General features: G+C 65.7%; 24 protein-coding genes. 13 read left to right on the forward strand and 11 right to left on the reverse strand.

All coding sequences use genetic code 11. The annotated features are described in order from the left end of the window. Positions 1 to 103: 103 nt before the first annotated feature. The 6 genes from XaFJ1_RS06265 to XaFJ1_RS06290 form a co-directional block, all read right to left on the reverse strand. A complete protein-coding gene (locus XaFJ1_RS06265) occupies positions 104 to 1,168 on the reverse strand; it encodes a C13 family peptidase (protein ID WP_045756812.1) in 1,065 nt (354 codons plus the stop codon). Positions 1,169 to 1,176: 8 nt separating this feature from the next. Beyond that, on the reverse strand, positions 1,177 to 1,875 hold the full coding sequence (gene mtnC, locus XaFJ1_RS06270; RefSeq protein WP_012915831.1) for an acireductone synthase: 699 nt from the start codon (positions 1,873 to 1,875) through the stop codon (positions 1,177 to 1,179). 3 nt (positions 1,876 to 1,878) lie between these two features. After that, a complete protein-coding gene (locus XaFJ1_RS06275; protein ID WP_012915832.1) occupies positions 1,879 to 2,445 on the reverse strand; it encodes a 1,2-dihydroxy-3-keto-5-methylthiopentene dioxygenase in 567 nt (188 codons plus the stop codon). Between the two features lie 95 nt (positions 2,446 to 2,540). Next, the gene (locus XaFJ1_RS06280; protein ID WP_012915833.1) at positions 2,541 to 3,182 is read right to left on the reverse strand and encodes a methylthioribulose 1-phosphate dehydratase; all 642 of its coding nucleotides are present in this window, start codon (positions 3,180 to 3,182) and stop codon (positions 2,541 to 2,543) included. Positions 3,183 to 3,299: 117 nt separating this feature from the next. Continuing rightward, positions 3,300 to 4,736, reverse strand: coding sequence for an amino acid permease (locus XaFJ1_RS06285; protein WP_012915834.1), 1,437 nt, complete (start codon positions 4,734 to 4,736; stop codon positions 3,300 to 3,302). Positions 4,737 to 4,820: 84 nt separating this feature from the next. Further along, positions 4,821 to 6,293 carry an amino acid permease gene (locus XaFJ1_RS06290; RefSeq protein ID WP_012915835.1) on the reverse strand — a complete coding sequence of 491 codons (1,473 nt, stop codon included), beginning with the start codon at positions 6,291 to 6,293 and terminating at the stop codon, positions 4,821 to 4,823. A 174-nt stretch (positions 6,294 to 6,467) separates the two neighbouring features. Here XaFJ1_RS06290 and XaFJ1_RS06295 point away from each other — a divergent pair, with 174 nt between their 5' ends. Beyond that, a complete protein-coding gene (locus XaFJ1_RS06295) occupies positions 6,468 to 7,016 on the forward strand; it encodes an NUDIX hydrolase (protein WP_012915836.1) in 549 nt (182 codons plus the stop codon). 40 nt (positions 7,017 to 7,056) lie between these two features. Here XaFJ1_RS06295 and serA read toward each other — a convergent pair whose 3' ends face one another. After that, positions 7,057 to 8,298 carry a phosphoglycerate dehydrogenase gene (gene serA / locus XaFJ1_RS06300; RefSeq protein WP_045756813.1) on the reverse strand — a complete coding sequence of 414 codons (1,242 nt, stop codon included), beginning with the start codon at positions 8,296 to 8,298 and terminating at the stop codon, positions 7,057 to 7,059. A 228-nt stretch (positions 8,299 to 8,526) separates the two neighbouring features. Here serA and XaFJ1_RS06305 point away from each other — a divergent pair, with 228 nt between their 5' ends. From XaFJ1_RS06305 to XaFJ1_RS06315, 3 genes are all read left to right on the forward strand, one after another. Next, positions 8,527 to 9,915, forward strand: a complete 1,389-nt coding sequence (locus tag XaFJ1_RS06305; protein ID WP_012915838.1) for an FAD-binding oxidoreductase — start codon at positions 8,527 to 8,529, stop codon at positions 9,913 to 9,915. 124 nt (positions 9,916 to 10,039) lie between these two features. Next, positions 10,040 to 10,351 (forward strand): DUF2388 domain-containing protein, encoded by a 312-nt coding sequence (locus XaFJ1_RS06310; protein ID WP_045756814.1) that lies wholly within the window; start codon positions 10,040 to 10,042, stop codon positions 10,349 to 10,351. Further along, a complete protein-coding gene (locus XaFJ1_RS06315; protein WP_045757246.1) occupies positions 10,351 to 12,258 on the forward strand; it encodes an Lnb N-terminal periplasmic domain-containing protein in 1,908 nt (635 codons plus the stop codon). The genes XaFJ1_RS06310 and XaFJ1_RS06315 overlap by 1 nt, the downstream gene beginning before the upstream one ends. A gap of 78 nt (positions 12,259 to 12,336) precedes the next feature. On the opposite strand, the gene yeiP is transcribed toward XaFJ1_RS06315, so the two are convergent. The 4 genes from yeiP to XaFJ1_RS06335 all read right to left on the reverse strand — a co-directional run bounded on the left by yeiP (position 12,337) and on the right by XaFJ1_RS06335 (position 15,697). Next, positions 12,337 to 12,903: an elongation factor P-like protein YeiP gene (gene yeiP, locus XaFJ1_RS06320; protein WP_012915841.1), complete on the reverse strand. Its 567-nt coding sequence runs from the start codon at positions 12,901 to 12,903 to the stop codon at positions 12,337 to 12,339. Positions 12,904 to 12,973: 70 nt separating this feature from the next. Continuing rightward, positions 12,974 to 13,744: an SDR family oxidoreductase gene (locus tag XaFJ1_RS06325; protein WP_012915842.1), complete on the reverse strand. Its 771-nt coding sequence runs from the start codon at positions 13,742 to 13,744 to the stop codon at positions 12,974 to 12,976. Between the two features lie 81 nt (positions 13,745 to 13,825). Then, complete coding sequence (locus XaFJ1_RS06330) at positions 13,826 to 14,743, reverse strand: hydroxymethylglutaryl-CoA lyase (RefSeq protein WP_012915843.1); 918 nt, start codon at positions 14,741 to 14,743, stop codon at positions 13,826 to 13,828. Positions 14,744 to 14,908: 165 nt separating this feature from the next. Beyond that, positions 14,909 to 15,697, reverse strand: a complete 789-nt coding sequence (locus tag XaFJ1_RS06335) for an enoyl-CoA hydratase-related protein (RefSeq protein WP_012915844.1) — start codon at positions 15,695 to 15,697, stop codon at positions 14,909 to 14,911. 124 nt (positions 15,698 to 15,821) lie between these two features. Between XaFJ1_RS06335 and XaFJ1_RS06340 the strand changes: the two genes are divergently transcribed. The 9 genes from XaFJ1_RS06340 to recJ all read left to right on the forward strand — a co-directional run bounded on the left by XaFJ1_RS06340 (position 15,822) and on the right by recJ (position 26,838). Further along, entirely contained in the window at positions 15,822 to 16,067 is a 246-nt protein-coding gene (locus tag XaFJ1_RS06340) for a FeoA family protein (RefSeq protein WP_012915845.1), read from the forward strand. Between the two features lie 2 nt (positions 16,068 to 16,069). Then, entirely contained in the window at positions 16,070 to 17,929 is a 1,860-nt protein-coding gene (gene feoB, locus XaFJ1_RS06345) for a ferrous iron transport protein B (protein ID WP_012915846.1), read from the forward strand. A gap of 1 nt (position 17,930) precedes the next feature. Continuing rightward, complete coding sequence (locus XaFJ1_RS06350; protein ID WP_012915847.1) at positions 17,931 to 18,185, forward strand: DUF6587 family protein; 255 nt, start codon at positions 17,931 to 17,933, stop codon at positions 18,183 to 18,185. A gap of 163 nt (positions 18,186 to 18,348) precedes the next feature. Next, positions 18,349 to 19,065: a 4-hydroxy-tetrahydrodipicolinate reductase gene (gene dapB, locus XaFJ1_RS06355; protein ID WP_012915848.1), complete on the forward strand. Its 717-nt coding sequence runs from the start codon at positions 18,349 to 18,351 to the stop codon at positions 19,063 to 19,065. A 165-nt stretch (positions 19,066 to 19,230) separates the two neighbouring features. Then, positions 19,231 to 20,355 (forward strand): glutamine-hydrolyzing carbamoyl-phosphate synthase small subunit, encoded by a 1,125-nt coding sequence (gene carA, locus XaFJ1_RS06360; RefSeq protein WP_012915849.1) that lies wholly within the window; start codon positions 19,231 to 19,233, stop codon positions 20,353 to 20,355. Between the two features lie 103 nt (positions 20,356 to 20,458). Further along, positions 20,459 to 23,701, forward strand: coding sequence for a carbamoyl-phosphate synthase large subunit (gene carB, locus XaFJ1_RS06365; protein ID WP_012915850.1), 3,243 nt, complete (start codon positions 20,459 to 20,461; stop codon positions 23,699 to 23,701). Between the two features lie 8 nt (positions 23,702 to 23,709). Next, positions 23,710 to 24,174, forward strand: a complete 465-nt coding sequence (gene greA, locus XaFJ1_RS06370) for a transcription elongation factor GreA (RefSeq protein WP_187388443.1) — start codon at positions 23,710 to 23,712, stop codon at positions 24,172 to 24,174. A 4-nt stretch (positions 24,175 to 24,178) separates the two neighbouring features. After that, positions 24,179 to 25,105, forward strand: a complete 927-nt coding sequence (locus XaFJ1_RS06375) for a phosphoglycerate mutase (RefSeq protein WP_045756816.1) — start codon at positions 24,179 to 24,181, stop codon at positions 25,103 to 25,105. Continuing rightward, positions 25,102 to 26,838: a single-stranded-DNA-specific exonuclease RecJ gene (gene recJ / locus XaFJ1_RS06380; RefSeq protein WP_012915853.1), complete on the forward strand. Its 1,737-nt coding sequence runs from the start codon at positions 25,102 to 25,104 to the stop codon at positions 26,836 to 26,838. Before XaFJ1_RS06375 ends, recJ begins: the two co-directional genes overlap by 4 nt. Positions 26,839 to 26,931: the final 93 nt, after the last annotated feature.

The raw sequence follows: 26,931 nt of genomic DNA on the forward strand, positions 1-26,931 counted from the left end.
ACGTTTGGGCAGCCGTTCTTATTGGTGGCGTCGCGGCGCTGCTTTCATGCCATCAGCGAGGGGAGAGTGCCGCTGCTGGCGCTGCCGACGATGTGAGGCGCGCTCACTGCTCAGGTTTTTCTGAGGCATGAACGGTTGGGCTGGTTGTCTGCGTCGTCGTGCTGCTGCGGTGGAACGTTTGCGCCGCTGTTGTCGGCGGCGCGACCGCTGTGTCCGGCTCGGGATAGGGATATGCCGGTGCCGCGATGGGGCGTAATTGCGCGCGCCAGCGCCGCAGCAGTGGTGCGATCCGCGCACCGACGTATAGCTGCGGATACGACGGCGTTTCGCCTTGCTCGCGCTCGCGCGCATTGATCTCCGCGCTGGCCAAGTGGTAGCTCTCGATCAGGTCGCTGGTGCGCGCCAGCGCGTCGATCAGCCAGGCGCGACCGAAATACGTGGCGCTGGCGGTGTTGCCGCAGCCGAACGAGGCGCGGTCGCGGCGCGCGGCGGTGATGATCAGGGTGTCGGGTGTCTTCAGCGCCGGCACAAAGCCGCCGGAGTAGCAGGCCGACAGCACGATGATCCGGTTGACAATGCCGGCATCGTCGAGCAGCCCGCGCAGTTCTTTTGGCGTGATGGTGTCGTACTCGGCGTCCTCGCCTGGGCCGAATTGCAGATACAGCTCGTGCTGCTCGGTGCCGTGGCTGGTCAGGAACAGCAGCAGTGCATCCTCGCGCTTGTCCATCAGGCTGCCGATGCGTTGCAGGGTGTCGGCCAGATTGTCGTAGGAGGCCTGTGGCGCATAGGCATGGGCACCGAGATTGTCGCCATGGTTGATCAGCGTGACGATGCGCCCGGCGGCGCCGAAGCGCTGGGCGAACAGTTGGCGCAGGTATAGCGTTTCGTTGCGAAACACGTCTTCGCTGGCGTCGCCGGCGAAGCCGACCACGTACAGGTCGGTGATTCCGGGACGTTGCGGTTGCAGCGCGCTCAGTGCGCGGCGCAGTTGCGCCTGATCGAACGGATCCTGCGGTGTCTGCGCTTCATTGGCTGCTGGCGCCGCGCCGGCATCGGGGTGGCAGGCGGGCACGACCAGCACCAACAGGAATGCCAGCAGTAACCGCCGTGGCAGGCGGCATAGCGACGGTGTCACGGACGCGATGAACGTAGCGACGGATGTACGCATGCGTGCGCTCAAAAATCCAGGTCGGCGAAGCTCTCCACGCGATGGTGCTCATTGCAGGCCTCGCCCTGACGTGGTTGCGGATAATCGGTGCGGCGGTCGATCAGCACCGTGTCCAGGCCGACCGCGCGTGCGGCGTCCAGTTCGGCGACCACGTCGGAGAGAAACACGACCTGCGCTGGCGGCAGGCCAGTCGCCTCGGCGATCCGCGCATAACTGGATGGCTCGCGCTTGGCGCCGATCTCGGTGTCGAACCAGCCGGAAAACAGGTCGCGTAGATCGCCAGCGTCGCTATGACCGAAGAACAACTGCTGCGCGGGCACCGAACCGGACGAATACACGTACAGCACGCGGCCATCGGCGTGCCAGCGGCGCAGCGCCGGCGCGGCATCGGGATAAATGTGCGCGGTGAAATCGGCGTCGCGGTAGCCGGTTTCCCAGATCATGCCCTGCAGTGCCTTGAGTGCGGTGTGCTTGCGATCTTGATCGATCCAGCCCTGCAGCGTCTCCACGATGACCGCGTCGGTGCAGATGCCGCCGCATTCGCTGGCCACCGCGTCCAGCCATTGCCGGACCTGCGGCTGCTGGCCGTGGTCGCGGACGAAGTCGGGCAGGGCACGGCGCGCGTAGGGGAACAGCACGTCCTTGACGAAGGAAATACTGCTGGTGGTGCCTTCGATATCGGTCAGGATCGCACGCGGACCGGCCATGGTTCAGTGCGCCTCGCCGCGCTGGGCTGGCTCGTAGCGCGGGAAGCGCTGGGCGATGTCGGTGCCGGTGAAGTGGCCGATCCAGCCGTCGGGCTCGGTGAAGAAGCGGATCGCGACGAAGCGTGGCTCCGGGCCCATGTCGAACCAGTGGCGCGTGCCGTCGGGCACCGCGATCAGATCGTTTTGCACGCATTCGATCTCGTAGACCTTGCCGTCCACGTGTAGTGTGAAGAGTCCGGAGCCGGCGACGAAGAAGCGCACCTCGTCTTCCTTGTGGAAATGTTCGTCGAGAAACTTCTTGCGCATCTCCTCGCGCTGCGGATGGTCGGGGGCGATGCTGACCACGTCCACGGTCTTGAAGTTGTGCGCGGCCACCAGGCGGTCGATGTCGGCGCGGTAGGCGGCCATCACGGCTTCGGGCGAGGCGCCGGCCTGGATCGGCTGGCTGGCCTGCCAGCGCTCGAAGACGACGCCGATTTTCTGCAACTCGGTGGCGATCGCATCGCCATCGCGGCTGTCGAACAGTGGCGCCTCGGGAGTGGTGTTGGCGAAGATGCGGAGTCGGCTCATGGCGGTAGGCGAAAGCGGCGGGGAAGAAAAGGGTAGCAGGTGCGCTGCGGGCGGCTGTTGCGGCGCTGGAACGCAGTTGCGCGGTGCGGCGTCGCTTAGCTTTGCGCGCGCAGCTTGCGCAGTTCCAATTCGCAATGCAGCAGGAACTCGAAGGCGTCCAGGTGCCGGCGCGCTTCGGCCATGTCGCGGCCCCAGGCATACAAGCCGTGTCCATCGATCAGGTAGCCCCACAGCGCGTTGCGGTCCAGTAGCGCATCCACCTGCGCGGCTAGCACGGTCATGTCCTGGGTATTGGCGAAGACGGGCAGGTCCACCGCGGTCTCGTGGGTCTGGTTGCCGTGCAGTGCCTTGAGCAGTTCATAGCCTTCCAGGCGGACGTGGCCCTGTGCCGCGTACAGGCGCGAGGCGATGGTCTGTACCGGCGAATGCGTGTGCAATACACAACCGATCTCGGGAAAGCGTCGGTACAGTTGGGTATGCAGCAAGGTCTCGGCGGATGGGCGTAATGGGCGACCCACGGCCTGGCCGTCGAAGTCCACCACCATGATGTCATCCTCCACCAGCCGCCCCTTGTCGCGACCGGACACGGTGATCGCGGCATGGCGCGCATCCAGACGATGGGAAAAATTGCTGCTGGTGGCTGGAGTCCAGCCGGCCTGGGACAGTTCGCGGATGTTGCCGATCAGCAACTGGGCCAGCGTGCGCAGGCGTTCGGGGTCGTAGGGCAGGGCATTCATGTGTCTTAGTTTAGGGCCTGCTGGCGCGCTTGGGATGACCGCGCTCGCGGGAATCACGCGCTCAAGCCGGGACAATCGTATTGTCCCCGCGCGCACGATGCCTGCACTATTCGGGGCCTATGCTTTGGGACCGTTTCGCAGATGGCTGTGGCGGTAGCCGTAGCCGAAATAGATCGCCAGGCCGATCGCAGTCCAGCCGGCCATCAGCAGCCAGTTGTGCGCGGTCATCGCCGACAGTAATGCAAGACAGCTGAGGATGCCGGCGATGCAGATCGGCCAGACCAACGGAATGCGGAACGGGCGCGGCAAATCCGGCTGGGTGCTGCGCAGGATCAGGACCCCGGCGCAAACCGCGGCGAAGGCGATCAAGGTGCCCATCGAGGTCAGTTCGCCGAGCACGTCCAGCGGGAACAATGCGGCGAGCAGGGCGATGCCGATGCCGGTGATCAGCGTGTTGACGTGCGGGGTGCGGTAGTTCGGATGGATCTTGGTAAACAGGGGTGGTAGCAGGCCGTCGCGGGCGATGATCATGAAGATGCGCGGCTGGCCGATGATCATCACCAGCACCACCGAGGACAGGCCGATCAGTGCGCCGACCTCCACCACCACGCGCAGCCAGGCAAGCGGCGGGTGTGCGGCGACTGCGGTTACCACCGGCTCGTCGGTGCCGAGTTGGGTATACGGCACCAGTCCGGTCATGACCGCGGCCATGGCGATGTACAGCATGGTGCAGATGACCAGCGATAGCATCATGCCGATTGGCAGGTCGCGCTGCGGCCGGTGCGATTCCTGCGCCGCGACCGAGACCGCTTCGAAGCCGATGTAGGCGAAGAACACCATGGCCGCGCCGCGTAGCACGCCTTCCAGGCCGTACTTGCCGGCACCTTCGTTGGCGGGAATGAACGGATGCCAGTTGGCTGGGTCCACGTAGCGCCAACCGGCCACGATCACCAGCACGATCAGGCCGCTCTTGAGCACCACCATCGCCATATTCATCGCCGAGGACTTGCGAATGCCCACATAGCACAGCCAGGTCAGCAGCAGCACGATGCCGGCAGCAGGCAGATTGGCGATCGCCCCAGTGCGCTGCAGCTTGCCATCCAGTGGCGCGTTGACCAGCGTTGCCGGCAGGTGGATATGGAAGTGGTCGAGCAGGCTGAGGAAGTAGCCGGTCCAGCTCACCGCCACCGCCGATGCCGATACCCCGTATTCCAGCACGAGCATCCAGCCGATGAACCAGGCCGCCAGTTCGCCGAATGTGGCGTAGGTGTAGGTGTAGGCGCTGCCGGACACCGGCACCATCGCCGCGAATTCGGCATAGGCCAGTGCGCAGAACGCGCAGCACAGCGCGGCGAGCACGAATGAGAGCATGATCGCCGGCCCGGCATGGTTGGCCGCCGCCTGGCCGGTGATGACGAAGATACCGCCACCGATCACTGCGCCGATGCCCAGCGCGGTCAGGCCCCAGGGGCCGAGCACACGTTGCAGGCCCAGCCCGCCGGCATCGGCGTGGCTGGCGTGCGGGTGTTTGGTGGCCAAGAGGTGTTTGAGCATGGAACGGCTCCAGCCGGGCGTGGCGCACATTACGAAGGAACGAACGTGAAGACCGGCGCGCACGCCGGGCATGGCAGGTGAAGATCAGGCCTTGTCGGCCAGATGGCTGTTGCGGATGCCGTAGCAGAGATAAATGCACAAGCCGAGCAGCGTCCAGACGACGAAGACCTTCCAGTGTTCCTGGAATGCTTGCAAGAACAGCAACACGCAGGCAACCGCGCCGAGCGGACAGACCAGCGGTGCGAGCGGAACCCGGAACGGGCGCGGCAGCTCGGGCTTGGTGAAACGCAGCACCAGCACGCCGATGCAGACCGTGGCGAAGGCGAGCAGGGTCCCCATCGACACCAGTTCGCCGAGGACCTCCAGCGGGATTAATCCGGCCAGCAGCGCGGCGAGCACGCCGACCACGATGGTGCCGACATAGGGCGTATGGAACTTGCGGTGGACCCTGCCGAACAGCCGCGGTAGCAAACCATCGCGGGACATGGTGTAGAAGATGCGCGGCTGCGCCATCAGCATGACCAGCACCACCGAGGACAGGCCAGCGATGGCGCCGATCTCGATCACGGTCTTCAGCCAGGCCAGGCTGGGATAGTGCTCCAGCGCCGTGGCCACCGGCTTGGCGGTGCCGAGTTGGGTATAGGGCAGCAGGCCGGTCAGCACCGCACAGACGATGATGTAGATGATCGTGCAGATCGCCAGCGACACCAGGATGCCGATCGGCATGTTCTTCTGCGGGTCCTTGGTCTCGCCGGCGGAGGTGGAAACCGCGTCGAAGCCGATATAGGAGAAGAACACGATGGAGGCGGCACGGAAGATGCCGCTCCAGCCGAACGTGCCTGGGCCGGTGTTCTCCGGAATGAAGGGGGTCCAGTTGGCCGGGTCGATATGCGAGATGCCGACGCCGACGAACAGGCAGATCACCACGACTTTGATCGTCACGACGATGGCGTTGGCCAACGCCGATTGAGTGACGCCGACATAGCACAGCACGCTGACCGCGGCGACGATCAGCACCGCCGGTAGGTTGACCAGATGACCGGAGGCGACGAAGGCATGGCCGGTCCATTGCAGCGGTGCACTGGCCAGTTCCGCCGGGAACGGCAGCCCCAGCGTGCCGGTGACGAAGCTCATCAGATAGGCCGACCAGCCGACCGCGACGCTGGAACCGGCGAACAGGTATTCCAACACCAGGCACCAGCCGATGAACCAGGCCACACCTTCGCCGAGGGTGGCGTAGGAGTAGGAATACGCGCTACCGGAAACCGGCAACATCGCAGCGAATTCGGCATAGCACAGTCCGGCAAAGGCGCAGGCGATGCCGGCGAACACGAACGAGAGCATCACCGCCGGACCGGCATGGTGAGCGGCGGCCTGCCCGGTCATCACGAAGATGCCGGCGCCGATGACCGCGCCGATGCCAAGCATGATCAGGTGCTTGGCGGTGAGGCTGCGTTTGAGGCAGGCTTCGCCCTGCAAACTGCCCTCGAACGGTTCGCCGGCGTCGACATGGCCGGCGGGTTCGATCGGCTTGACCCGCAATAGAGACTTCAGCATTCGGTGCATCCCAGGTAGGGTCGGGGGGGCAGGCGCCCGGGTAATTGAGGTGATGATGCGTCCGTTCCAGGAGTGGATGGCGCAGGCGTCGTACCATGCCAAAGCCAGACGGCCACCACAAGCTGCGCTGTGCGTTGCACGCCGACCATGGCCGGCCCGATTGCGAGAATCTGCATGTCCGAATCGCCTTTACGCCAGTCGTTGCACGCATATGCCGATCGATACCCGGAACAGGCGGAGCTTGCGGCGCAGTTTCTCGTTTTGCTGGACGATGCCGCCGATCCGTTCGTGCGCGCGCGCCTGGCCGGTCACTTCACCGGCTCGGCGTGGTTGGTCAGTGCCGACGGGGCGCGCACCTTGCTGACCCACCATCGTAAGCTGCGGCGCTGGCTGCAACTGGGCGGTCATGCCGATGGCCAGCGCGATCTGGCGCAGGTGGCGTTGAAGGAGGCGCAAGAGGAGTCGGGTTTGTCCGGGTTGTCTCTGCTCGACGGCGCCATCTTCGATCTGGATCGACACTGGATTCCGGCGCGCGATGATGTCCCAGGCCATTGGCATTACGACGCGCGCTACGTGGTGTGCGCAGGGGCGGACGAGGCGTTCGTGGTCAGCGTCGAGTCGCTGGCTCTGGCCTGGCGCCCGATCGCCGCATTGCGCGACGATGCCGAATTGGATCCATCGCTGCGGCGCATGGCAAAGAAATGGGAACTGCGCGAGCGCTGATGTGTGATCCCGTGTCGGGGGATGGTCCGCGCCCGAGTCCTCAATACAGAATCCGCGTCCGCAGTGTTCCCGCCACCCGCGCCAGTTCCTCCTTCAGCGCCGTCGCCTGCTCCACGCTGGCGGCGATGTCGATCACGACATAGCCGACCTTGGGGTCGGTGCGCAGGAATTGGCCGTCGATGTTGACGTTGTGGCGCGAGAACAGATCGTTGACCTGCGATAGCACGCCCGGCACGTTGCGATGGATGTGCAGCAGACGCAGGCTTTCGGCATGCTCGGGCAGGGTGACCTCGGGGAAGTTGACCGCCGACAAGGTGCTGCCGTTGTCGCTGTAGCGCACCAGTTTGGCCGCTACTTCCACGCCGATGTTGTCCTGCGCTTCCAGCGTGCTGCCGCCCACATGCGGGGTCAGGATCACGTTGTCGTGCATGGTCAGTGGCGATTCGAACAGCTCGCCGTTGCCCTTGGGCTCGACCGGGAACACGTCCACCGCCGCGCCGCCGATGTGGCCGCTGCGCAGCGCCGCGTCCAGGGCATCGATGTCGATCACGCTGCCGCGCGACGCGTTGATCATGTGCGCGCCCGGCTTCATCTGCGCCAGTTGCGCCGCGCCGATCATGTCCTTGGTCGAGGCGAGTTCCGGCACATGCAAGGTGACCACGTCTGCGCGTGTCAGTAGATCGCCCAGGTCGGCAGCCGCGCGCGCGTTGCCCAGCGATAGCTTGGTCTGGATATCGTGGAAGATCACCTGCATGCCCAGTGCTTCGGCCAGCACGCCGACCTGGGTGCCGATGTGGCCGTAGCCGACGATGCCCAGCACCTTGCCGCGGGTTTCGTGGCTGCCGGTGGCCGACTTGGACCAGCCGCCACGATGGCACTCGGCGTTTTTTTGCGGAATGCCGCGCAACAGCAGGATCGCCTCGGCGATGACCAGTTCGGCAACGCTGCGGGTGTTGGAGTACGGCGCGTTGAATACCGGAATGCCGGCCAGTTCGGCCGCGTCCAGATCGACCTGATTGGTCCCGATACAGAAGCAGCCGATCGCGATCAGACGCTTGGCCTGCGCCAGCACTGGCGCGCTGAGCTGGGTCCGCGAGCGGATGCCGACGATATGCGCCTCGGCGATGCGTTGCTTGAGTTCGTCTTCCGGCAGCGACTTGGCGTGCACTTCGATCTGCGAATAGCCGGCCGCGCGGAACGTGTCGATGGCGGTCTGGCTGATGCCTTCGAGCAGCAGCACGCGGATATCCTGCTTCGGAAACGAGGTCTTCTTGGGCGACATTGCGGCGAGCGGGCGATGGCAAACGGGGCCGGCCACTATGCCAGATGCGTCCGCGCTTGGGTGCCTCCTCGCCATGGGCCGCAATGCGGATGGCGGCGCCGCGTCAACGTAGCGTCGGCAAGACCGGCGATAATGGTTTCTCCTGCATCCATCCAATGTCGCGCATGCTGGACGCGGCGGCGCGACACTGGCACGCTTGAGGGCTTGCCTTCCCCGCTGATCTAGATCATGACCGACTCGCGCCTGGACGCCCTGGCTCACGCCGTTCCCGCCCTGCGTCTGAAGACCGACCCTGCCGATCTGGAACACTACGGCCGTGACTGGACCCGGCGTTGGACCCCGGCGCCGCTGGCGGTTGCGCTTCCGGCCACGGTGGAGGAGGTGCAGGCGGTGTTGCGCTGGGCCAACGCGCACGCGGTGGCGGTGGTGCCCTCCGGGGGCCGTACCGGCCTGTCCGGCGGTGCGGTGGCGGCGCACGGCGAACTGGTGCTGAGCCTGGAGCGGATGAACAAAATGCTGGCCTTCGACCCGGTCGATCGCACGTTGACGGTGCAGGCGGGCATGCCGCTGGAGGCGGTACACAATGCCGCCCGCGAACATGGCCTGGTGTATCCGGTGGATTTCGCCGCGCGCGGCTCGTGTTCGATCGGCGGCAACATCGCCACCAATGCCGGCGGTATCCGCGTGATCCGCTATGGCAACACCCGCGAGTGGATTGCCGGGCTGAAAGTGGTCACGGGCAGCGGCGAGTTGCTCGATCTGAACCGCGGGTTGATCAAAAATTCCAGCGGCTACGATTTCCGCCAGTTGTTGATCGGTTCGGAAGGCACACTCGGCATCGTGGTCGAGGCCACCTTGCGGCTCACCGATCCGCCGCCGCCGAGCAATGTGATGCTGCTGGCGCTGCCCTCGTTCGAGGTGTTGATGCAGGTGTTCGCCGCGTTTCGCTCTCGGTTGCAGTTGGAGGCGTTCGAATTCTTCACCGACCGTGCGCTGGAGCATGTCCTGGCGCATGGCGCGCAGGCGCCGTTCGAGACGCTCTATCCGTACTACGTGGTTACCGAATACGCCAGCGGCGACGACGCGCAGGAAGCCGCGGCACTGGGCGCGTTCGAGGCGTGCATGGAGCAGGGTTGGGTCCTGGATGGCGTTATCAGCCAGAGCCAGGCGCAGGCGGCGCAGCTGTGGCGCCTGCGCGAGGGCATCACCGAGGCGGTGGCGCGCTACACGCCGTACAAGAACGATGTCTCGGTGCGGATCTCGGCGATGCCGGCGTTCCTGGCGCAGACCCAGGCGCTGCTCGCGCAGGCCTACCCGCAGTTCGACGTGGTCTGGTTCGGCCACATCGGCGATGGCAACCTGCATATCAACGTGCTCAAGCCCGAGGCCACCGCGTCGGCGGATTTCATCGCCGCCTGCGAACACGTCACCACGCTGCTCGCGCAGGTGCTGGCCGCGCACGGTGGCAGTATTTCCGCCGAGCATGGGATCGGGTTGGTCAAGAAGCCCTACCTGGACAGCACCCGCAGTGCGCAGGAGATTGCGCTGATGCGTGCGGTCAAGTGCGTGTTCGATCCATCCGGGTTGCTCAATCCAGGTAAACTGTTCGATAGCTGAGCATGCATGCCGCGTCGCGGCCCGATCGCTGGTTCAGCCACTGCTCGCGGTGGATCGGCGATACGCTGCGGCCTTGGCCGAGCTCCTCTACACGACCCTGTCTGGAACGATTGCGATGACCCGAATGACCGCGCGCCTCGCCCTGCTGTTGGCTTTGATCGTGCCCGCGTTCGCGCAGGCGTCCAGTTTCGCCGGTAGTTCTGCCGGTTCCGCGTCGGCTGGCTCGGCCGGCAGTTCGGATTCCTCGGACAATAGTTCCAATAGAAACAATAAGGTGGTGTTGCAGGCGCGCGACGACGCGGCCGGTTTCGTCGCCAGCGCCGGTCGTATCCGTGGCGCGCAATTCGAAGCGGCACTACGCGTGCTGCGCGAGCGCAACCCGCAGGCGCGGCAGGCCAGCGACCTGGAATTGGCGCAGGCGATCCTGGCGCTGTGATACCACGCCGCCGCGTGGCGCGGTGGCTGGTTCTGGCGACGCTAGCCTGCGCGGTTCCGGCGCAGGCCGTGCAATTGCAATGCGACGACCAGGGGCTGAGCGCATCCGAACGTGCGGCCAGTCGGGCCTTGCTCGATGCCGCGCAGGCGCGGCTGCCGCCGGTATGGGCGGCGGAGCTGCCCGCCTCTGTGCCCGTGCAGTGGCGCGACGACCTGCCGCCGCAGGTGCATGGACGCGCCCTGGCGCGGCGGGTGCTGTTGAACAAGCAATTGCTGCGCGACTGGATGGCGGCCAACGCCGGCACCGATCCGGCCACCGATCCGGCGCGGCGGCCCGCCCTGGCCGCGCTGCTGCACGAACTGGCGCATGTTTACGACCATTCCGCAGCCGGGCGCTTATCGTCCGATCCGCGGCTGCTGGACTTGGCGGGTTGGCAGGTGAGTCCGATGCGCCTGGGCCTGCGCCGTGGCCACAACGCCCTCACCGAACGCAGTCCGGATCGTTACGAATTGGAATCGCCGGCGGAATACGTCGCGGTCAATCTGGAGCACGTCCTGCTCGATCCGGACTATGTCTGCCGTCGTCCAGCGTTGGCCGACTATTTCGCCCAGCGTCTGGCATGGACGCCGCCGCCAGCCCGTTGCGCGCCCGGCCTGGCCTTTGTGCAGGACCCGCTGGCCGAGCAGGCACTGCTAGTGCAGGTGGACCCGGCGCGGGTCTATGCGGTGGATTACCTGCTGGCCGAAGGCAATACGCAGCCGATGAGCCGCTGGGGCCACAGCATGCTGCGCCTGGTGATTTGCGCGCCGGGGCGGCCGCTCGGGCCGCAGTGCCGGCTCGATCTGGCCGACCACCTGGTGTTGTCGTTTCGCGCCTTCGTCAACGACGTGCAGATTTCCAACCTGCGTGGATTGATCGGTTCGTATCCGTCGCGGTTGTTCGTCCTGCCGCTGCATCAAGTAATCGACGACTACACCCAGGTGCAACTGCGCGGGCTGCAGTCGTTGCCGCTGAACCTGCGTCGCGATGAGATCGCCGCGTTGCTGGAGCGCGCCGGACAACTGCATTGGAGCTACGACGGTCGCTACTATTTCCTAAGCAACAACTGCGCCGTAGAAACCTACGCCTTGCTGCACGACGCGGTACCGCGACTGTCGGCCGCGCACTTGTCCGGCATCACCCCGACCGGCCTGCGCCAGCGCCTACTGCGTGCTGGTATTGCCGATGCCTCGGTGTTGGAGAACAACGCGGCAGCGGTGCGGCAGGGCTATTACTTCCCTGCGGCGAGCGCGTATTTCGCCGAGATGTTCGCGGTGGCGCGTGCGGGTCTGGCGTTGCCCGCACGCAATGTGGATGCCTGGTTGGACCTGCCGGCCGCACAGCGCGCTGCGTGGCTGCAACGCGGCGACCTGCGCGCCAGTGCGGCGTTGTTGCTGTTGGAGAATGCGGCTCGCCTGCGTGCCGAGATGCGCGCCCGCGATGCCTTGAAGCGGCGTTATCTACGCACGTCGCCCTGGTCTGCGCTGGTGCGTTCTGGCGGGAGCTTAGATCCCGCCGGTGATACCCACGAGGCGGCTGCGGCGGTGCGCGCGGTGCTGGCGCAGCAGGGGCTGTTGAGTCAACCGTCCAGTCTATTGCAGGGTCAGCCGGGCTACGGCCTGCCGCAGGCGCAGGAGCGTGCTTGGTTGCAGGAGCAGAGTCAGGTGCGGATCGCGGCGCTGCGCGCCGACGGCACTGCATTACGCAAACGTCTGCGTGATCTGTTGCCGCCGCCGTTGCAGGCCGAGCTGGAGCAGGTCGACACGAACCTGTCGACGCTGGGTGCGCGGCTGCGCACGCTCAACCGCGAGGGCGGCGGATTGCAGTTGAGTGCGCCTTCGCGGTTGCAATTGCCGCAAGTCCAATGAGTGGTAACGCGTTGCAGGGTGGCTGCCATTGCGCGATGCACTCGCGCAAACATCGTTGCCGACCGCGCAGGCATGCGCTCAATCAGCGCGTCCAGCGAACTCGCCGGTGGTGGTGTTGACCAGCACGCGTTCTCCGTTGCCGATGTACTCCGGCACCATGATCTCGATGCCGGTGTTGAGCTTGGCGGGTTTGGGCCGCTTGGTTGCGGTGCCTCCTTTGAGTTCCGGCGGTGTCTCGATCACTTCCAGGGTGACGCTCTGCGGTAGTTGTATCGCCACTGGCTGGTCGTCGATGACCTGCACATAGATGCCGCTGAGACCGTCGGTGATGTAACCGGCGTCGTTGCCGATGGCATCGGCGTCCAGTGTGTAGGGTGTGTAGTCCTCGTCGTCGAGGAATACGAACGCCTCGCCGTCCTTGTAGGAAAACGTGGCCTGACGGCGCATCAATTCCACCTCGCGCAGGTCGTCGTCGCCGTCGAAGCTGGCGTCGAGCTTGTTGCCGCCGGGCACGCTGTACATGACGAAGCGGAAGCGCACGTTGCCGCCACGGCCCTGCGGCGAGCTGCGCTCGATGTCGCGGATCTGGTACACGCTATTGTTGTATTCGACGACGTTGCCTTTCTTGATTTCGTTGGCTTTCATGGCGGCACAGTATTTGGATGGAAGCGAAGAGGGGCTTTGGGGAATATGGGCTAATGGGCCGATGTTGCGGTCACTTGGGCGCCAGGCGCACCGCACCGTCGAGGCGGATCACCTCGCCATTGAGGTAGCGGTTGCGCAGCAGGAACATCACCGTGTCGGCGAATTCCTCTGGCTGGCCGAGGCGCGAAGGATACGGGATCGCGGAGGCCAGCGAGTGTTGCACGGCTTCGGGCATGCCATCCACCATCGGTGTCCAGAAGATACCGGGGGCGATGGTATTAACGCGGATGCCCACGCGCGCCAGTTCGCGCGCCATCGGCAAGGTCATCGCCACCACGCCGCCCTTGGACGCGGCATACGCCGTCTGGCCGATCTGGCCTTCGTAGGCGGCGATGCTGGCGGTGTTGACGATTGCGCCGCGCTCGCCATCCTCGCCGGGCGTGTTGTGTTGCATCAGGTTCGCTGCCGCTTTGGCGACGTTGAAGCTGCCGATCAGGTTGACCATCACCGTGTTCTGGAATGTGGCCAGCGCCATCGGCGCTTCCTTGCCGAGTACACGGCCTGAGCCAAGGATGCCAGCGCAGTTGATCGCGGTGTTGAGCCCGCCGAGGAACTCCTGGGCGGCGTCGAACTGGGCCGCCACCTGGGTCTCGTCGCTGACGTCGGTGCGCAGGTAGCAGGCCTGTTTTTTGCCCAGTGCGGTAACCGCGGCGGCGCCCTTGTCCTCGTGCAGATCGAACAGCACCACCTTGCCGCCCTCGGCGACGATGCGCTGCGCCACCGCCAAGCCAAGGCCGGATACGCCGCCGGTGACCACGGCGCGTAGATCGGTAAGTTGCATGGAGGTTTCCTTCGCGGACGCGGAAAACCGCAGTTTAGCCGGGAGAGCGGCGATGCGGCGCATGCCGCCGTGCGCGTGGGGTCACGCTGCGGGCGCCGTTGCGTCGTCGTCCGTCGCCAGCGCTTGACCGACCTTGCTGCCGGTGCGCCGGCCAAGTCGATGCGCCAGCCAGCGCCCGGTGGCGGCCAGCGCCGGCAGGTCGATGCCGGTCTGCATGCCGTTGCCGTGCAGCAGGTAGACCACCTCCTCGCTGGCCACATTGCCGCTGGCGCCCTTGGCGTAGGGGCAGCCGCCAGCACCGGACACCGCCGCATCGACCACGCGCACCCCTTCGTCCAGGCATGCCGCGATGTTGGCCAGTGCCTGGCCGTAGGTGTCGTGGAAGTGCACCGCCAGCGCCGCCATCGGCACCTCGCTGGCGACCGCGCGCAGCATCGCCCGCGCCTTGGCCGCCGTGCCGACACCGATGGTGTCGCCCAGCGAAATTTCGTAGCAACCCATCGCGTGCAATCGTTGCGCCACCCGCACCACGTCGGTCAGTGGGACCACGCCCTGGTATGGGCAGCCAAGGACGGTGGAAACATAACCGCGCACCTTGACCCCGTCCGCTTCGGCACGCGCCAGCACCGGCGCGAAGCGCGTCAGCGATGCATCGATGCCTGCATTGGTGTTGGTGCGATTGAAGGCTTCGGAGGCAGCGGTGAACACCGCGACCTCGCGCACGCCGACCGCGATGGCGCGCTCGTAGCCCTGTAGATTGGGTACCAGCACCGGGTAGTCCACGCCTGGCGTCGGGACGATGCCGGTGTAGACCTCCGCTGCGTCGGCCAGCTGCGGTACCCATTTCGGGCTGACGAAGCTGGTCGCCTCGATGCTGCGCAGGCCGGTGCGAGACAATCTGGCGATCAGCTCGATCTTGTCGGCTGTGGCGACCCAGGTCTTCTCGTTCTGCAGGCCGTCGCGCGGGCCGACTTCCACAATGCGCACGATATCGCTCATGGGTGCAGCCTCTGTAGATCTATGACGGGAGAGGCAAGCGTGGCAAACACGGTTCGGATCACGACGATTGCTGATTCAGGCTGCCACCAGCAGCGGCACGGGTGGCTCGCCAGCGCTGGAAGCCTGGAGCTAGTCGACGCTGATGCGGCGCGCTCTGGTGGCATGTCAGGTCTGTGTGATCCAGCGTGGAGCGCGCTTTTCGAGGAACGCACCGAGGCCTTCCTGGCCTTCGGGCGAGACCCGCAACTGCGCGATCAGCGCGGCGTTGGCCTGATCCAGGGTATCGCGTTCGCCGCCGGCGGCAACGCGCCGTACCAGTGTCTTGGCCGCCGCCGTGGCCAGCGGCCCGGCTTGGCCCAGCAGCGCCACCTGGTGTTGCACCGCTGCGTCCAGCGCCTCCGGTGCCACCACCTCGTGTACCAGGCCGATCAGCGCGGCCGTGGCGGCGTCGAACGGCTCGGCGCTGGCGAACCAGCGTCGTGCCTGGCGTGCGCCGATCGCGGCGATCACGTAGGGCGAGATCACCGCCGGCAGCAGACCCAGGCGACTTTCGCTGAGCGCGAAGCGCGCATCGGTGGACGCCACCGCGATGTCGCAGCACGCGACCAACCCCACCGCGCCGCCGAACGCGGCGCCGTGGACGCGCGCGACGGTGGGCTTGGGCAGTTCGTCGAGCACGCGCATCAACCGTGCCAGCGCCAGCGCGTCGTCGTGATTTTCCTGTGCGCTGGCGCTGGCCATCGAACGCATCCATTGCAGGTCGGCGCCGGCCGAGAACGCAGTGCCGGCGCCGCCTAGCACCACGATCTGGATCAGCGGATCGACCGCGATCTGTTGCAGGGCGTCGGTGAGTTGCGCGATCAACGCGGCGTCGAAGGCGTTGCGCAGTGCGGGGCGGTTCAAATACAGCGTCATGACCTTGCCAGATCGCTCCAACAGCAGTGCATCGCTCATCGATGGATCTCGTGCGGAGGGACAATGGCCGCCATTGGACGATCATAGCCGGCTGCGCGGGTGCCGCCATGACGCCCCCCGGCAGTGCTACAATTGATAATTATTCTTATCGCCGGAACGTGTTGTGACGTTGTCCGATATGCCGTTGCGTAGCAGCGCCCTGGTCGAATCCGTGCACGACCGCCAGCCCAACGACGCCATTGCGCGGCGTCTGCGCGAGCTGGGGTTCGTCGCCGGCGAGCAGGTGCAGGTGCTGACCAGTGGGCCGGTCGCCGGCGAGCCGCTACTGGTGCAGGTGGGTTATACGCGGTTTGCGCTGCGCCGCAGCGAAGCGGCCCGGGTGCAGGTCAGTCCCGTGGCCGAGGTGTAATCATGAGCGACGCCCGCGCGCCGCTGCGGCTGGCCTTGGTCGGTAATCCGAACTGCGGCAAAACCGCGCTGTTCAATCAGTTGACCGGGAGCAGGCAGAAGGTCGCCAACTATGCGGGCGTCACCGTCGAGCGCAAGGAGGGGCGTTTGCGTGCGCCATCCGGGCGCGAGTTCGCGGTGCTGGATCTGCCCGGTGCCTACAGTTTGCAACCGGCCAGTGTCGACGAAGCGATCACCCGCGATCTGTGCCGCGGTTTCTACCCAGGCGAGCCGGCGCCGGATGTCCTGGTGTGCGTGGTCGATGCGACCAACCTGCGCCTGCATTTGCGTTTCGCGCTGGAACTGCGCGCGCTGGGTAAGCCTATGCTTGTGGCGCTGAATATGGTCGACGCCGCGCAGCGCCGTGGCATCCGCATCGACCTGCAAGCGCTGGAACAGGCGCTGGGCGTGCCGGTGATCGAAACCGTGGCGGTGCGTCGCCACGGCGCCCGTGCGTTGGTCCAATACCTGGACGCGCTGGCGCCGGCGTTGCCGCCCGTGCCGGCGTCGGCCGATGCGCAGGGCGACCATCACCAACAGGTGCGCAACATGCTTGCGAGCGCAGTGACGATGCCCAGCCGCACTGCGCGCATCGACGACGCGCTGGATCGCTGGCTGCTGCATCCGGTCGCCGGGTTGCTGACCCTGGTGCTGGTGATGTTCCTGATCTTCCAGGCGGTGTTCGCCTGGGCCAAGCCGCTGATGGACTTGATCGACGGCGCCAGCAAGGCACTCGGCGCCTGGGTGGGCGCGACTCTGCCGACTGGGCCGCTGAACAGTCTGCTGGTGGATGGCATCATCGCCGGGGTAGGCGGTGTGGTGGTGTTTTTGCCGCAGATCCTGATCCTGTTCGCCTTCATTCTGGCGTTGGAAGAATCCGGCTACTTGCCGCGTGCGGCGTTTCTGCTCGATCGCATGATGTCGGCGGCGGGATTGTCCGGGCGCTCGTTTATCCCGCTGCTGTCCAGCTTCGCCTGCGCGGTGCCCGGCATCATGTCCACGCGCAGCATCCAGGACTCGCGCGACCGTTTGGCCACCATTCTCGTGGCGCCGCTGATGACCTGCTCGGCGCGGTTGCCCGTGTACACGCTGCTGATCGCGGCGTTCGTGCCGCAACAGCAGGTCTGGGGGCTGTTCAATCGGCAGGGTTTGGTGCTGTTCGGGTTGTACGTGGCGGCCATCGTCAGTGGCTTGGTGGTTTCCTGGGTCATGAAGAAATGGCGCCGCGACAAGGGCGAGCATCCGCTGTTGCTGGAGCTGCCTTCGTACCGCGTTCCGCGTCTGCGGGATCTGGCGTTGGGCCTGTGGGAGCGTGCGGCGATCTTCCTCAAGCGCGTTGGCGGCATCATCCTTGCGCTGACCATCCTGCTGTGGTTTCTATTGAATTTCCCGTCGGCACCGGTCAATGCGGCCATGCCGATGATCGATTACAGCTTCGCCGGGCGTATCGGCCATGCGATGACCGTGGTGTTCGCGCCACTGGGCTTCAACTGGCAGATCTGTATCGCGCTGATCCCGGGGCTGGCCGCGCGCGAGGTGGCGGTGTCGTCGCTGGCGACGGTGTACGCGTTGTCCGCTACCGACGACGTTGCCGCCGCGCAGGCGTTGTCGCCGTTGATCGGCAATGGCTGGTCGCTGGCCACCGCGTTATCCCTGCTGGTTTGGTACATCTACGCGCCGATGTGCCTTTCCACCCTGGCCACGATCAAGCGCGAGACCAATTCGTGGAAACAGATGAGCGTTGCCGCGTGCTACTTGTTCGCGCTGGCCTATTTGGCCTCGTTGATCACCTACCAGGTCGCAGTGGCGCTGGGAGCCGGTTGAGATGAGTGCCTCGCTGCTGCTGCAGTATCTGCTGATTGTGCTGGCGGTGCTGGTCAGCGCCTGGGTGGTGTTGAAGAAGCAATTCCCCGGCACTGTGCGTTGGTTGCGCAGTGCGTTGGCGCGGGTGTTGCTGCGGCCGGGGCGCCCGGCCTGGTTGCAATCCTTGGGGCGCCTGATCGCGCCACCGCCCACCGTTGGCGCGGGTGCCTGCGGCGGTTGCGACAACTGCGGTCCCGCGCCACCGCGTCGACACTGAATCGCGCCGCGTGGGTCAGGGCGATGCGATATCGATGACGGGGTTTTTCATCCTTCATCGTTGCTTGCGCGGTGCGCTGGCGTCGGTCAGCGTTTCGCGTCAGATGCGATCGTTTTTGATTTTCCCTCTGTTGTGTTCGGCTGCAAACCGCTAGCCTTGGCGGATGACGACTGCTCCGTTGCGTGTGTTGATTCATGGTGCGTCTGGCCGCATGGGCCAGGCGTTGTTGCGTCTGGCAGCTCAGGACGCGGGGTTACAGGTGGTGGCTGCGGTGTTGCGGCGAACGCCGGCGCAGCGGGTGATCGATGGCGTGCCGTATTTCGCTGCGGCCGAACTCAATGGCGTGCCCACGTTCGATGTGGCAATCGATTTCAGCCTGCCGGAGGGCTTCGATCCGGTCCTGGCGCTGTGCGTGGCACGCGGTGCGGCGTTGGTGTCGGGGACCACCGGCCTGGATGCGACGCAGCGGCAGGCATTGGCCGCCGCCGCCGAGCGCATTGCGCTGATCTGGGCGTCGAACTTCAGCCTGGGTGTGGCGGTGTTGAACGAACTGGTGGAGCGTGCCGCCGCGGCGCTGCCGGGGTGGGATTGCGATATCGTCGAATCCCATCATGTACACAAGCAGGATGCGCCTTCCGGTACCGCGCTCACGCTGGGCGAGGCGGCCGCACACGGTGGTGCGGCCCCGCGCTATGCCAGCCTGCGCGCCGGCGACATCGTCGGCGAGCATTTGGTGCAGTTCACCGGCCTTGGCGAGCGGGTGGAGTTGCTGCACCGTGCCAGTAATCGCGACATCTTTGCCCGTGGCGCGTTACATGCGGCCACACGCCTGCCCGGGCGCGCGCCGGCGGCCTATCGGTTGCGCGACCTGCTCGGCTGAACCGCGTTTTGACACAAACGGCTGGCGCGGACCGCCGCGCGTCGGTACAATTCTTTCTCGCCTGTTACCCATCGCCACGAACCCGGAGAAGCGCCGCGTTCGCGGTTTCTTGCAGCCGCAAGTTTTGGTGGGGCAGGGTTCCTCTTTTCCCCCAAGGCGAACCCCGTGACTCAACCCGCAATCCTTGTCCTTGAAGACGGCACAGTGTTCGAGGGCGTTGCCGTAGGTGCCACTGGCCTGTCCGTCGGCGAAGTGGTGTTTAACACCGCCATGACCGGTTATCAGGAGATCGTGACCGATCCGTCGTACGCGCGCCAATTGGTTACGCTGACGTATCCCCATATCGGCAACACTGGTTGCACCGACCAGGACGACGAGGCCGCCCAGGTCTGGTCGGCTGGCCTGATCGTGCGTGACGTGCCGCGCCGTCCCAGCAACTGGCGCAGCCAGGTGGCCTTGCCGCAGTGGCTGGCGCAGCGTGGTGTGGTCGCCATCGCCGGCATCGACACTCGCAAGCTGACCCGCATCCTGCGCGAGAAGGGCGCGCAGAACGGCGCGCTGATGGCGGGTGCTGTCGACGTGGATGCTGCGCTGGACGCCGCGCGCGGCTTCCCGGGGCTCAAGGGAATGGATCTGGCCAAGGTGGTGTCCACCGATCAACCCTATGCGTGGCGCGAGGGGCAGCTCGATCTGGATCGCAACGTCTTTGTCCAGGTCGAGCCGAGGTTCAAGGTCGTGGCCTACGACTACGGGGTCAAGCGCAACATCCTGCGCATGCTCGCCGAGCGTGGCTGCGACGTCACCGTGGTGCCGGCGCAGACGCCGGTCGACCAGGTGTTGGCGATGCAGCCAGATGGCGTGTTTTTGTCCAATGGTCCCGGCGATCCAGCGCCGTGCGATTACGCGATCGCCGCGATCAAGCAACTGCTGGCGCGCAAGATCCCGACCTTCGGCATCTGCCTGGGCCACCAACTGTTGGCGCTCGCTGCTGGCGCGCAGACCTTGAAGATGGGGCACGGCCACCATGGCGCCAACCATCCGGTGCAGGATCTGCACAGTGGTCAGGTGATGATCACCTCGCAGAACCATGGCTTCGCGGTCGATGAAGCCTCGTTGCCTGCGCATGTCCGGGTGACGCATCGTTCGCTGTTCGACGGTACCAATCAAGGGATCGAGTTGAGCGATGCTCCGGCCTTCGGCTTCCAGGGTCACCCGGAAGCCTCGCCGGGTCCGCGCGATGTGGCGCCGTTGTTCGATCGGTTCACCGCGCTGATGGCCGCCGCCGCTTGATGGCCGCGGCGCCGGCCGTGCCGTTGTCGCTCCACCGCTGGCGTCATCAGATCACCTGGCAGGCCCCCGTGGCGTGGCAGGACCGCCTTTACTGAGAATCCTCATGCCCAAGCGCACAGACCTTCAAACCATCCTCATCATCGGCGCCGGCCCGATCGTCATCGGTCAGGCTTGCGAATTCGATTACTCCGGCGCACAGGCGTGCAAGGCGCTGCGCGACGAGGGCTACCGCGTGGTGCTGGTCAACAGCAACCCGGCCACCATCATGACCGACCCGAACATGGCCGACGCCGTGTACATCGAGCCGATCAACTGGCAGACGGTGGAGAAGATCATCGCCAAGGAAAAGCCTGATGCCTTGCTGCCGACCATGGGCGGGCAGACCGCGCTGAATTGCGCGCTGGATCTGGCCGACCACGGTGTGCTGGAAAAGTACGGCGTCGAACTGATCGGCGCCAAACGCGAGGCCATCCGCATGGCCGAGGACCGCGAGTTGTTCCGTGTGGCGATGGGCGAAATCGGCCTGGAGTGTCCCAAGGCGGCGGTGGCGCGCACGCTGGAAGAAGCGCTGGAGATTCAGACCAGGGTAGGCTATCCGACCATCATCCGGCCCAGCTTCACCCTGGGCGGTAGCGGTGGCGGCATTGCCTACAACCGCGAGGAACTGATCGAGATCGTCGGGCGCGGTTTGGAGTTGTCGCCGACCAGCGAGGTGTTGGTCGAGGAGTCGGTGCTCGGTTGGAAGGAGTTCGAGATGGAAGTGGTCCGCGACACCGCGGATAACTGCATCATCGTCTGCGCGATCGAGAACCTGGACCCGATGGGTGTGCATACCGGTGACTCGATCACCGTGGCTCCGGCGCAGACCCTGACCGACAAGGAATACCAGCGTCTGCGCGATGCGTCCATCGCGGTGCTGCGCAAGATCGGTGTGGACACCGGCGGCTCCAACGTGCAGTTCGGCATCAACGCGCAGACTGGGCGCGTGGTGGTGATCGAAATGAACCCGCGCGTGTCGCGTTCCTCGGCGCTGGCATCCAAGGCCACCGGCTTCCCGATCGCCAAGGTCGCGGCCAAATTGGCCGTGGGCTACACGCTGGACGAATTGAAGAACGAGATCACTGGCGGGTTGACCCCGGCCTCGTTCGAGCCGGCGATCGATTACGTGGTCACCAAGATCCCGCGTTTTGCGTTCGAGAAATTCCCGCAGGCCGATGCGCGCCTGACCACGCAGATGAAATCTGTGGGGGAGGTAATGGCGATGGGTCGCACCTTCTCCGAGTCGCTGCAGAAGGCGCTGCGTGGCCTGGAGACCGGCAAGATCGGGCTGGACCCGACCGGTTTGGATTTGCGCAACGAGGACGATCTGGCCGCGCTCAGGCACGAGCTGAAAGCGCCTGGCCCGGAGCGCCTGTTCTACGTCGCCGATGCGTTCCGCGCGGGCATGAGCGTGGAGCAGGTGCATGCGCTGTCGTTCATCGATCCATGGTTCCTGGACCAGATGGAGGACTTGATCGCGCAGGAAAAGCAAGTGGCTGCCGAGGGTCTGGATGCGCTCGACGCCGCGCGGCTGCGCACGCTCAAGCGCGCCGGCTTCTCCGATGCGCGCTTGGCGCAATTGACTGGCACCAACGAGGCCGCGATCCGCGCATTGCGCCGCGCACACAAGGTGCGCCCGGTGTACAAGCGGGTGGACTCGTGCGCGGCCGAATTCGCCACCAGCACCGCTTATCTGTACTCGACCTACGAGGACGAGTGCGAGGCCACGCCGAGCGACCGCAACAAGATCATGATCCTGGGCGGTGGCCCCAATCGCATCGGCCAGGGAATCGAGTTCGACTACTGCTGCGTGCATGCGGCGCTGGCGCTGCGTGAGGATGGCTACGAGACCATCATGGTCAACTGCAATCCTGAGACCGTGTCCACCGACTACGACACCTCCGATCGCCTGTACTTTGAGCCACTGACGCTGGAAGACGTGCTGGAGATCGTCGACTTGGAGCAACCCAAGGGCGTGATCGTGCAGTATGGCGGACAAACTCCGCTGAAGCTGGCACGCGCGCTGGAAGCCAACGGTGTGCCGGTGATCGGCACCTCGCCCGATTCGATCGACTTGGCCGAGGACCGCGAACGCTTCCAGCAACTGGTCGACCAACTCGGTTTGAAGCAGCCGCCGAATCGCATCGCCCGCAACGCCGAAGAGGCGCTGGTGCTGGCGCGGGAGATCGGCTATCCGCTGGTGGTGCGCCCGAGCTACGTGCTCGGTGGTCGCGCGATGGAGATCGTGTACGGCGAGTCCGACCTGGCGCGCTATGTCCGCGATGCGGTCAAGGTCTCCAACGAGTCGCCGGTGTTGCTGGATCGCTTCCTCGACAACGCGGTGGAAGTGGACGTGGACATCATCGCCGACAAGGATGGGAAGGTATTGATCGGCGGGGTCATGGAGCACATCGAAGAAGCCGGCGTGCATTCCGGCGATTCGTCCTGCTCGCTGCCCCCGTACTCGCTGTCGCCGGCTACCCAGGCCGAATTGCGTCGCCAGGTGGTCGAATTGGCCAAGGCGTTGCACGTTGTGGGGCTGATGAACACCCAGTTCGCGGTGCAGGTCAACGATGCCGGCGACGATATCGTGTACCTGCTGGAAGTGAACCCGCGCGCCTCGCGCACCGTGCCGTTCGTGTCCAAAGCCATCGGCGTGCCGCTGGCTAAGATCGCCGCGCGCTGCATGGCCGGCAAGACCCTGGCCGAACAGGGTGCGCTGAAGGAAATCGTGCCCGACTACTACTCGGTGAAGGAAGCGATCTTCCCGTTCGCCAAGTTCCAGGGCGTGGATCCGATCCTCGGCCCGGAGATGCGCTCCACCGGCGAGGTGATGGGCGTGGGGCGCAGCTTCAGTGCCGCGTTCGCGCGTGCGCAGGAAGCCGGCGGGATCAAGGCGCCGCCGTTGGGCAAGGCCTTCGTCTCGGTGCGCGATCCGGACAAACAGCGTGTGCTGCCGGTAGCGCAGGCGCTGGTCGAACGCGGCTACACCCTGGTCGCTACCCGCGGCACCTGCGCCTGGCTGCAGCAGAACGGGCTGCAGTGCGAACAGGTCAACAAGGTGGCCGAGGGGCGTCCGCACATCGTCGATCGGATCAAGAACGGCGAAATCGTATATATCGTCAATACCACCGAGGGACGTCCGGCGATTTCCGACTCGTTCTCGATCCGACGTGAAGCGCTGCAACAGCGCGTCACCTATTCCACCACGGTCGCCGGCGCCCGTGCGCTGGTACATTCATTGGAATTCCGCGGCACCGGCCCGGTCTGGGCGTTGCAGGAATTGCATAAGGAGTTGGAAGCGTGAGAGCACCGATCACCTTGCAAGGCGCGCAGCGCCTGCGCGAAGAGCTGGACCACCTGAAGTCGGTCAAGCGTCCGGAAGTCATCAATGCCATCGCCGAGGCGCGCGCGCACGGCGATCTCAAGGAAAACGCCGAATACCATGCCGCGCGCGAGCAACAAGGCTTTATCGAAGGCCGCATCAAGCAGCTGGAGAGCGAGCTGTCGCATGCCGAGGTCATCGATATCAGCAAGCTGGCGGTCGGCAGCAAGGTGGTGTTCGGCGCTACCGTGACCTTGGCCGACGTGGAAACCGACGAAGAAAAGCGTTACCAGTTGGTCGGCGACCTGGAGGCGGACATCAAGCTGGGCTTGATCGCGATTTCCTCGCCGCTGGCGCGCGCACTGATCGGCAAGATGGAAGGCGATAGCGTCGGGATCGATGCGCCGGCCGGGCATCGCGAGTACGAAATCGTCAGCGTTCAATACCTCGGCTGAGGCCATGACGGTTGCCAGTGTGCTGTTGCCGGAGCGCAGTCGTCTGGCCGGCGTTGCGCTGGCCGGCGAGGTGGCGCGCGCCTTCGGGCGTGCCGACCGCGAACAGTGCCAGCCCGGCAGCGAAGCACAGCTGCGCCGCCATTTCGCGTTGCCGTCCGGCTCCTGGCCGGTCGCCGCGCTGACCCGGCAACGCGATGCCGGCGACGCTGGCGATAGCCTCTGGCTGCGTGCCGACCCCGCTTATGTGGTGCCGGACATGCAGGGCGCGCGGTTGATGGCGCATGGCGACATGCTCGTCATCGATGCGGTGGACCTGGACGCGCTGCTGCCGGCCTTGCAGGAGTTGTTCGCCGAAAACGGGCTGGCCTTGGATGCGCCCGATCCCACGCGCTGGTATCTGCGCGTGCCGCCGGGGCAGGCGCTGCCTGCGTTCACCGCGCCGGCGCAGGTGCTAGGTGCGGATCTGTTCGATTATCTGCCGCAGGGCGAAGACGCACGCCGCTGGCGCGCCTTGCTGACCGATGCGCAGGTGCTGCTGCATCAGCATCCCTGGAACCGCGAGCGTGTCGCCCGCGGCCAGACGGCGATCAATTCGCTATGGTTCTGGGGCGGTGGCGCGCTGCCGGCCACGGTCGCCACCGCGCACGTGCAGGTACGTAGCCGCGAGCCACTGCTGTGTGCGCTGGCCCAGGCGGCCGGTATCGGCCCCGACCAGACGCAGGCGTCGCGCGTCGATGCGTTGATCGACCTACGCCAGTTGCGTGCGCCGGAGCAATTCGTCGGTGAGTTGATGCAGCCGCTGCTGCGTGCGCTGCGCGAGGGCGAATTGCAACAGGTACTGCTGGATTTCGAGGACGGCGCCTGCTTCCGCATCGCCGGCACGCAACGTTGGCGTTTCTGGCGGCGGCCGCTGGCACGTCTGCACGGATGACCCAGGTGTTGCGCATCACCCGGCGGCCCGTCGCGGTCGTGGACGGGCAATGGAGTGATGCCACCCTGCCGCTGCTGCGCCGCGTCTACGCCGCGCGCGGCGCGCACGACACGATCCTGGCCCAGCCTACTCTGGCGCAGTTGCTGCCACCGGACACGTTGAGCGGCATCGACGCGGCGGTCGCCTTGCTGGCCGAGGCGATCATGGCCGAGCAACGTATTTTGGTCGTCGGCGATTTCGATTGCGATGGCGCCACCGCCTGTGCGGTGGCGGTGCGTGGGCTACGGCTGCTTGGGGCCAGTCAGGTGCTGCATGCGGTTCCCAATCGCATGGTGCATGGCTATGGCTTGTCGCCGGCGCTGGTGGCCGAGTTGGCCCCGCTGCAGCCGGACCTACTGGTCACGGTCGATCACGGCATCGCTTGCCATGCCGGCATCGCCGCGGCCAAGGCGCTGGGCTGGCGGGTGCTGGTCACCGATCATCATCTGCCGGGGCGGACGCTGCCGGTCGCCGACGTCATCGTCGATCCCAATCTGGCCGGCGATGCGTTCCCCAGCAAGATGCTGGCCGGCGTCGGGGTGATCTTCTACGTGTTGCTGGCGCTGCGCCGGCATCTGCGCCAATGCGGTGCGTTCGCTGCCACAGCAGTGCCGGATCTGGGCATGCTGCTGGATCTGGTCGCGGTCGGTACCGTTGCCGATCTGGTGCCGTTGGACGCGAACAACCGCGCGTTGGTGTCGGCCGGATTGCGCCGATTGCAGCGCGGCGAGGGCTGTCTCGGCCTGCGTGCGTTGATCGAAGTCAGCGGCCGCGATCCGGCGCGGCTCAGCGCCAGCGACATCGGCTTCGCGCTGGCGCCACGGCTCAATGCCGCCGGTCGCCTCGAAGACATGGCGCTGGGTATCGCGTTGCTGCTGTGCGAGGAGCCGCAGCAGGCGCATGCGATCGCCGCGACGCTGGAGCAGATCAACGCCGAGCGTCGCGCGGTGCAGCAACAGATGACCGACGCGGCCGAGGCGGTGGTAGCGCAGGCGATGCTGGCCGCGCCCGAGCAGCCGCCGGTGGCGGTGTGCCTGTTCGATCCGCAATGGCATCCGGGGGTGATCGGCTTGGTCGCGTCGAAGATGAAGGATCGTCTGCACCGTCCGGTGATCGCCTTCGCTCCCGCCGAGCCAGGCAGCGACCAGTTGCGCGGTTCGGCGCGCTCGATCCCCGGTTTTCACATTCGCGATGCGATGGCGGCGGTGGAGGCGCGCCTGCCTGGATTGATGGATAAGTTCGGTGGGCATGCCATGGCCGCCGGGTTGAGTCTGCGCCAGGCTGCGCTGGCCGAGTTCGAGCAGGCCTTTTGCGAATACGCGCGATCTAGCCTGGATCCGCAACTGCTGCATGCCGAATTGCATAGCGATGGTGCGCTGGAGCCGCACGAGCTGGATCATCGCCACGCCGAAGCGCTGCGCCTGGGTGGGCCGTGGGGGCAAGGATTTCCCGAGCCGTTATTCGACGGTGAATTCGAAGTGCTGCAATGGCGTGTGCTCAAGGAGCGCCATCTCAAGTTGAGCTTACGCTGTGCTGGCCGTCGCGCACCATTGAATGCAATTTACTTCAACGGTTGGCGTGGCAGCGAACCGGCGCGCCGTGTGCATGTGGCCTATCGCCTGGTCGCCGACGATTATCTCGGTGGCGACGCCGTGCAACTGGTGGTGGAGTATTGCCAGCACCTGGCGGACTGAGTTGCTGCGGCATGCGCGATGTATTTCGAAGTCAAATGCGTTGGACTTTGGCGATGTGCAGGTGGGTTCGGGTGGTCCTGCCAAGCAAGCGCC

This window comes from Xanthomonas albilineans (assembly GCF_009931595.1).
GTDB lineage: Bacteria > Pseudomonadota > Gammaproteobacteria > Xanthomonadales > Xanthomonadaceae > Xanthomonas_A > Xanthomonas_A albilineans.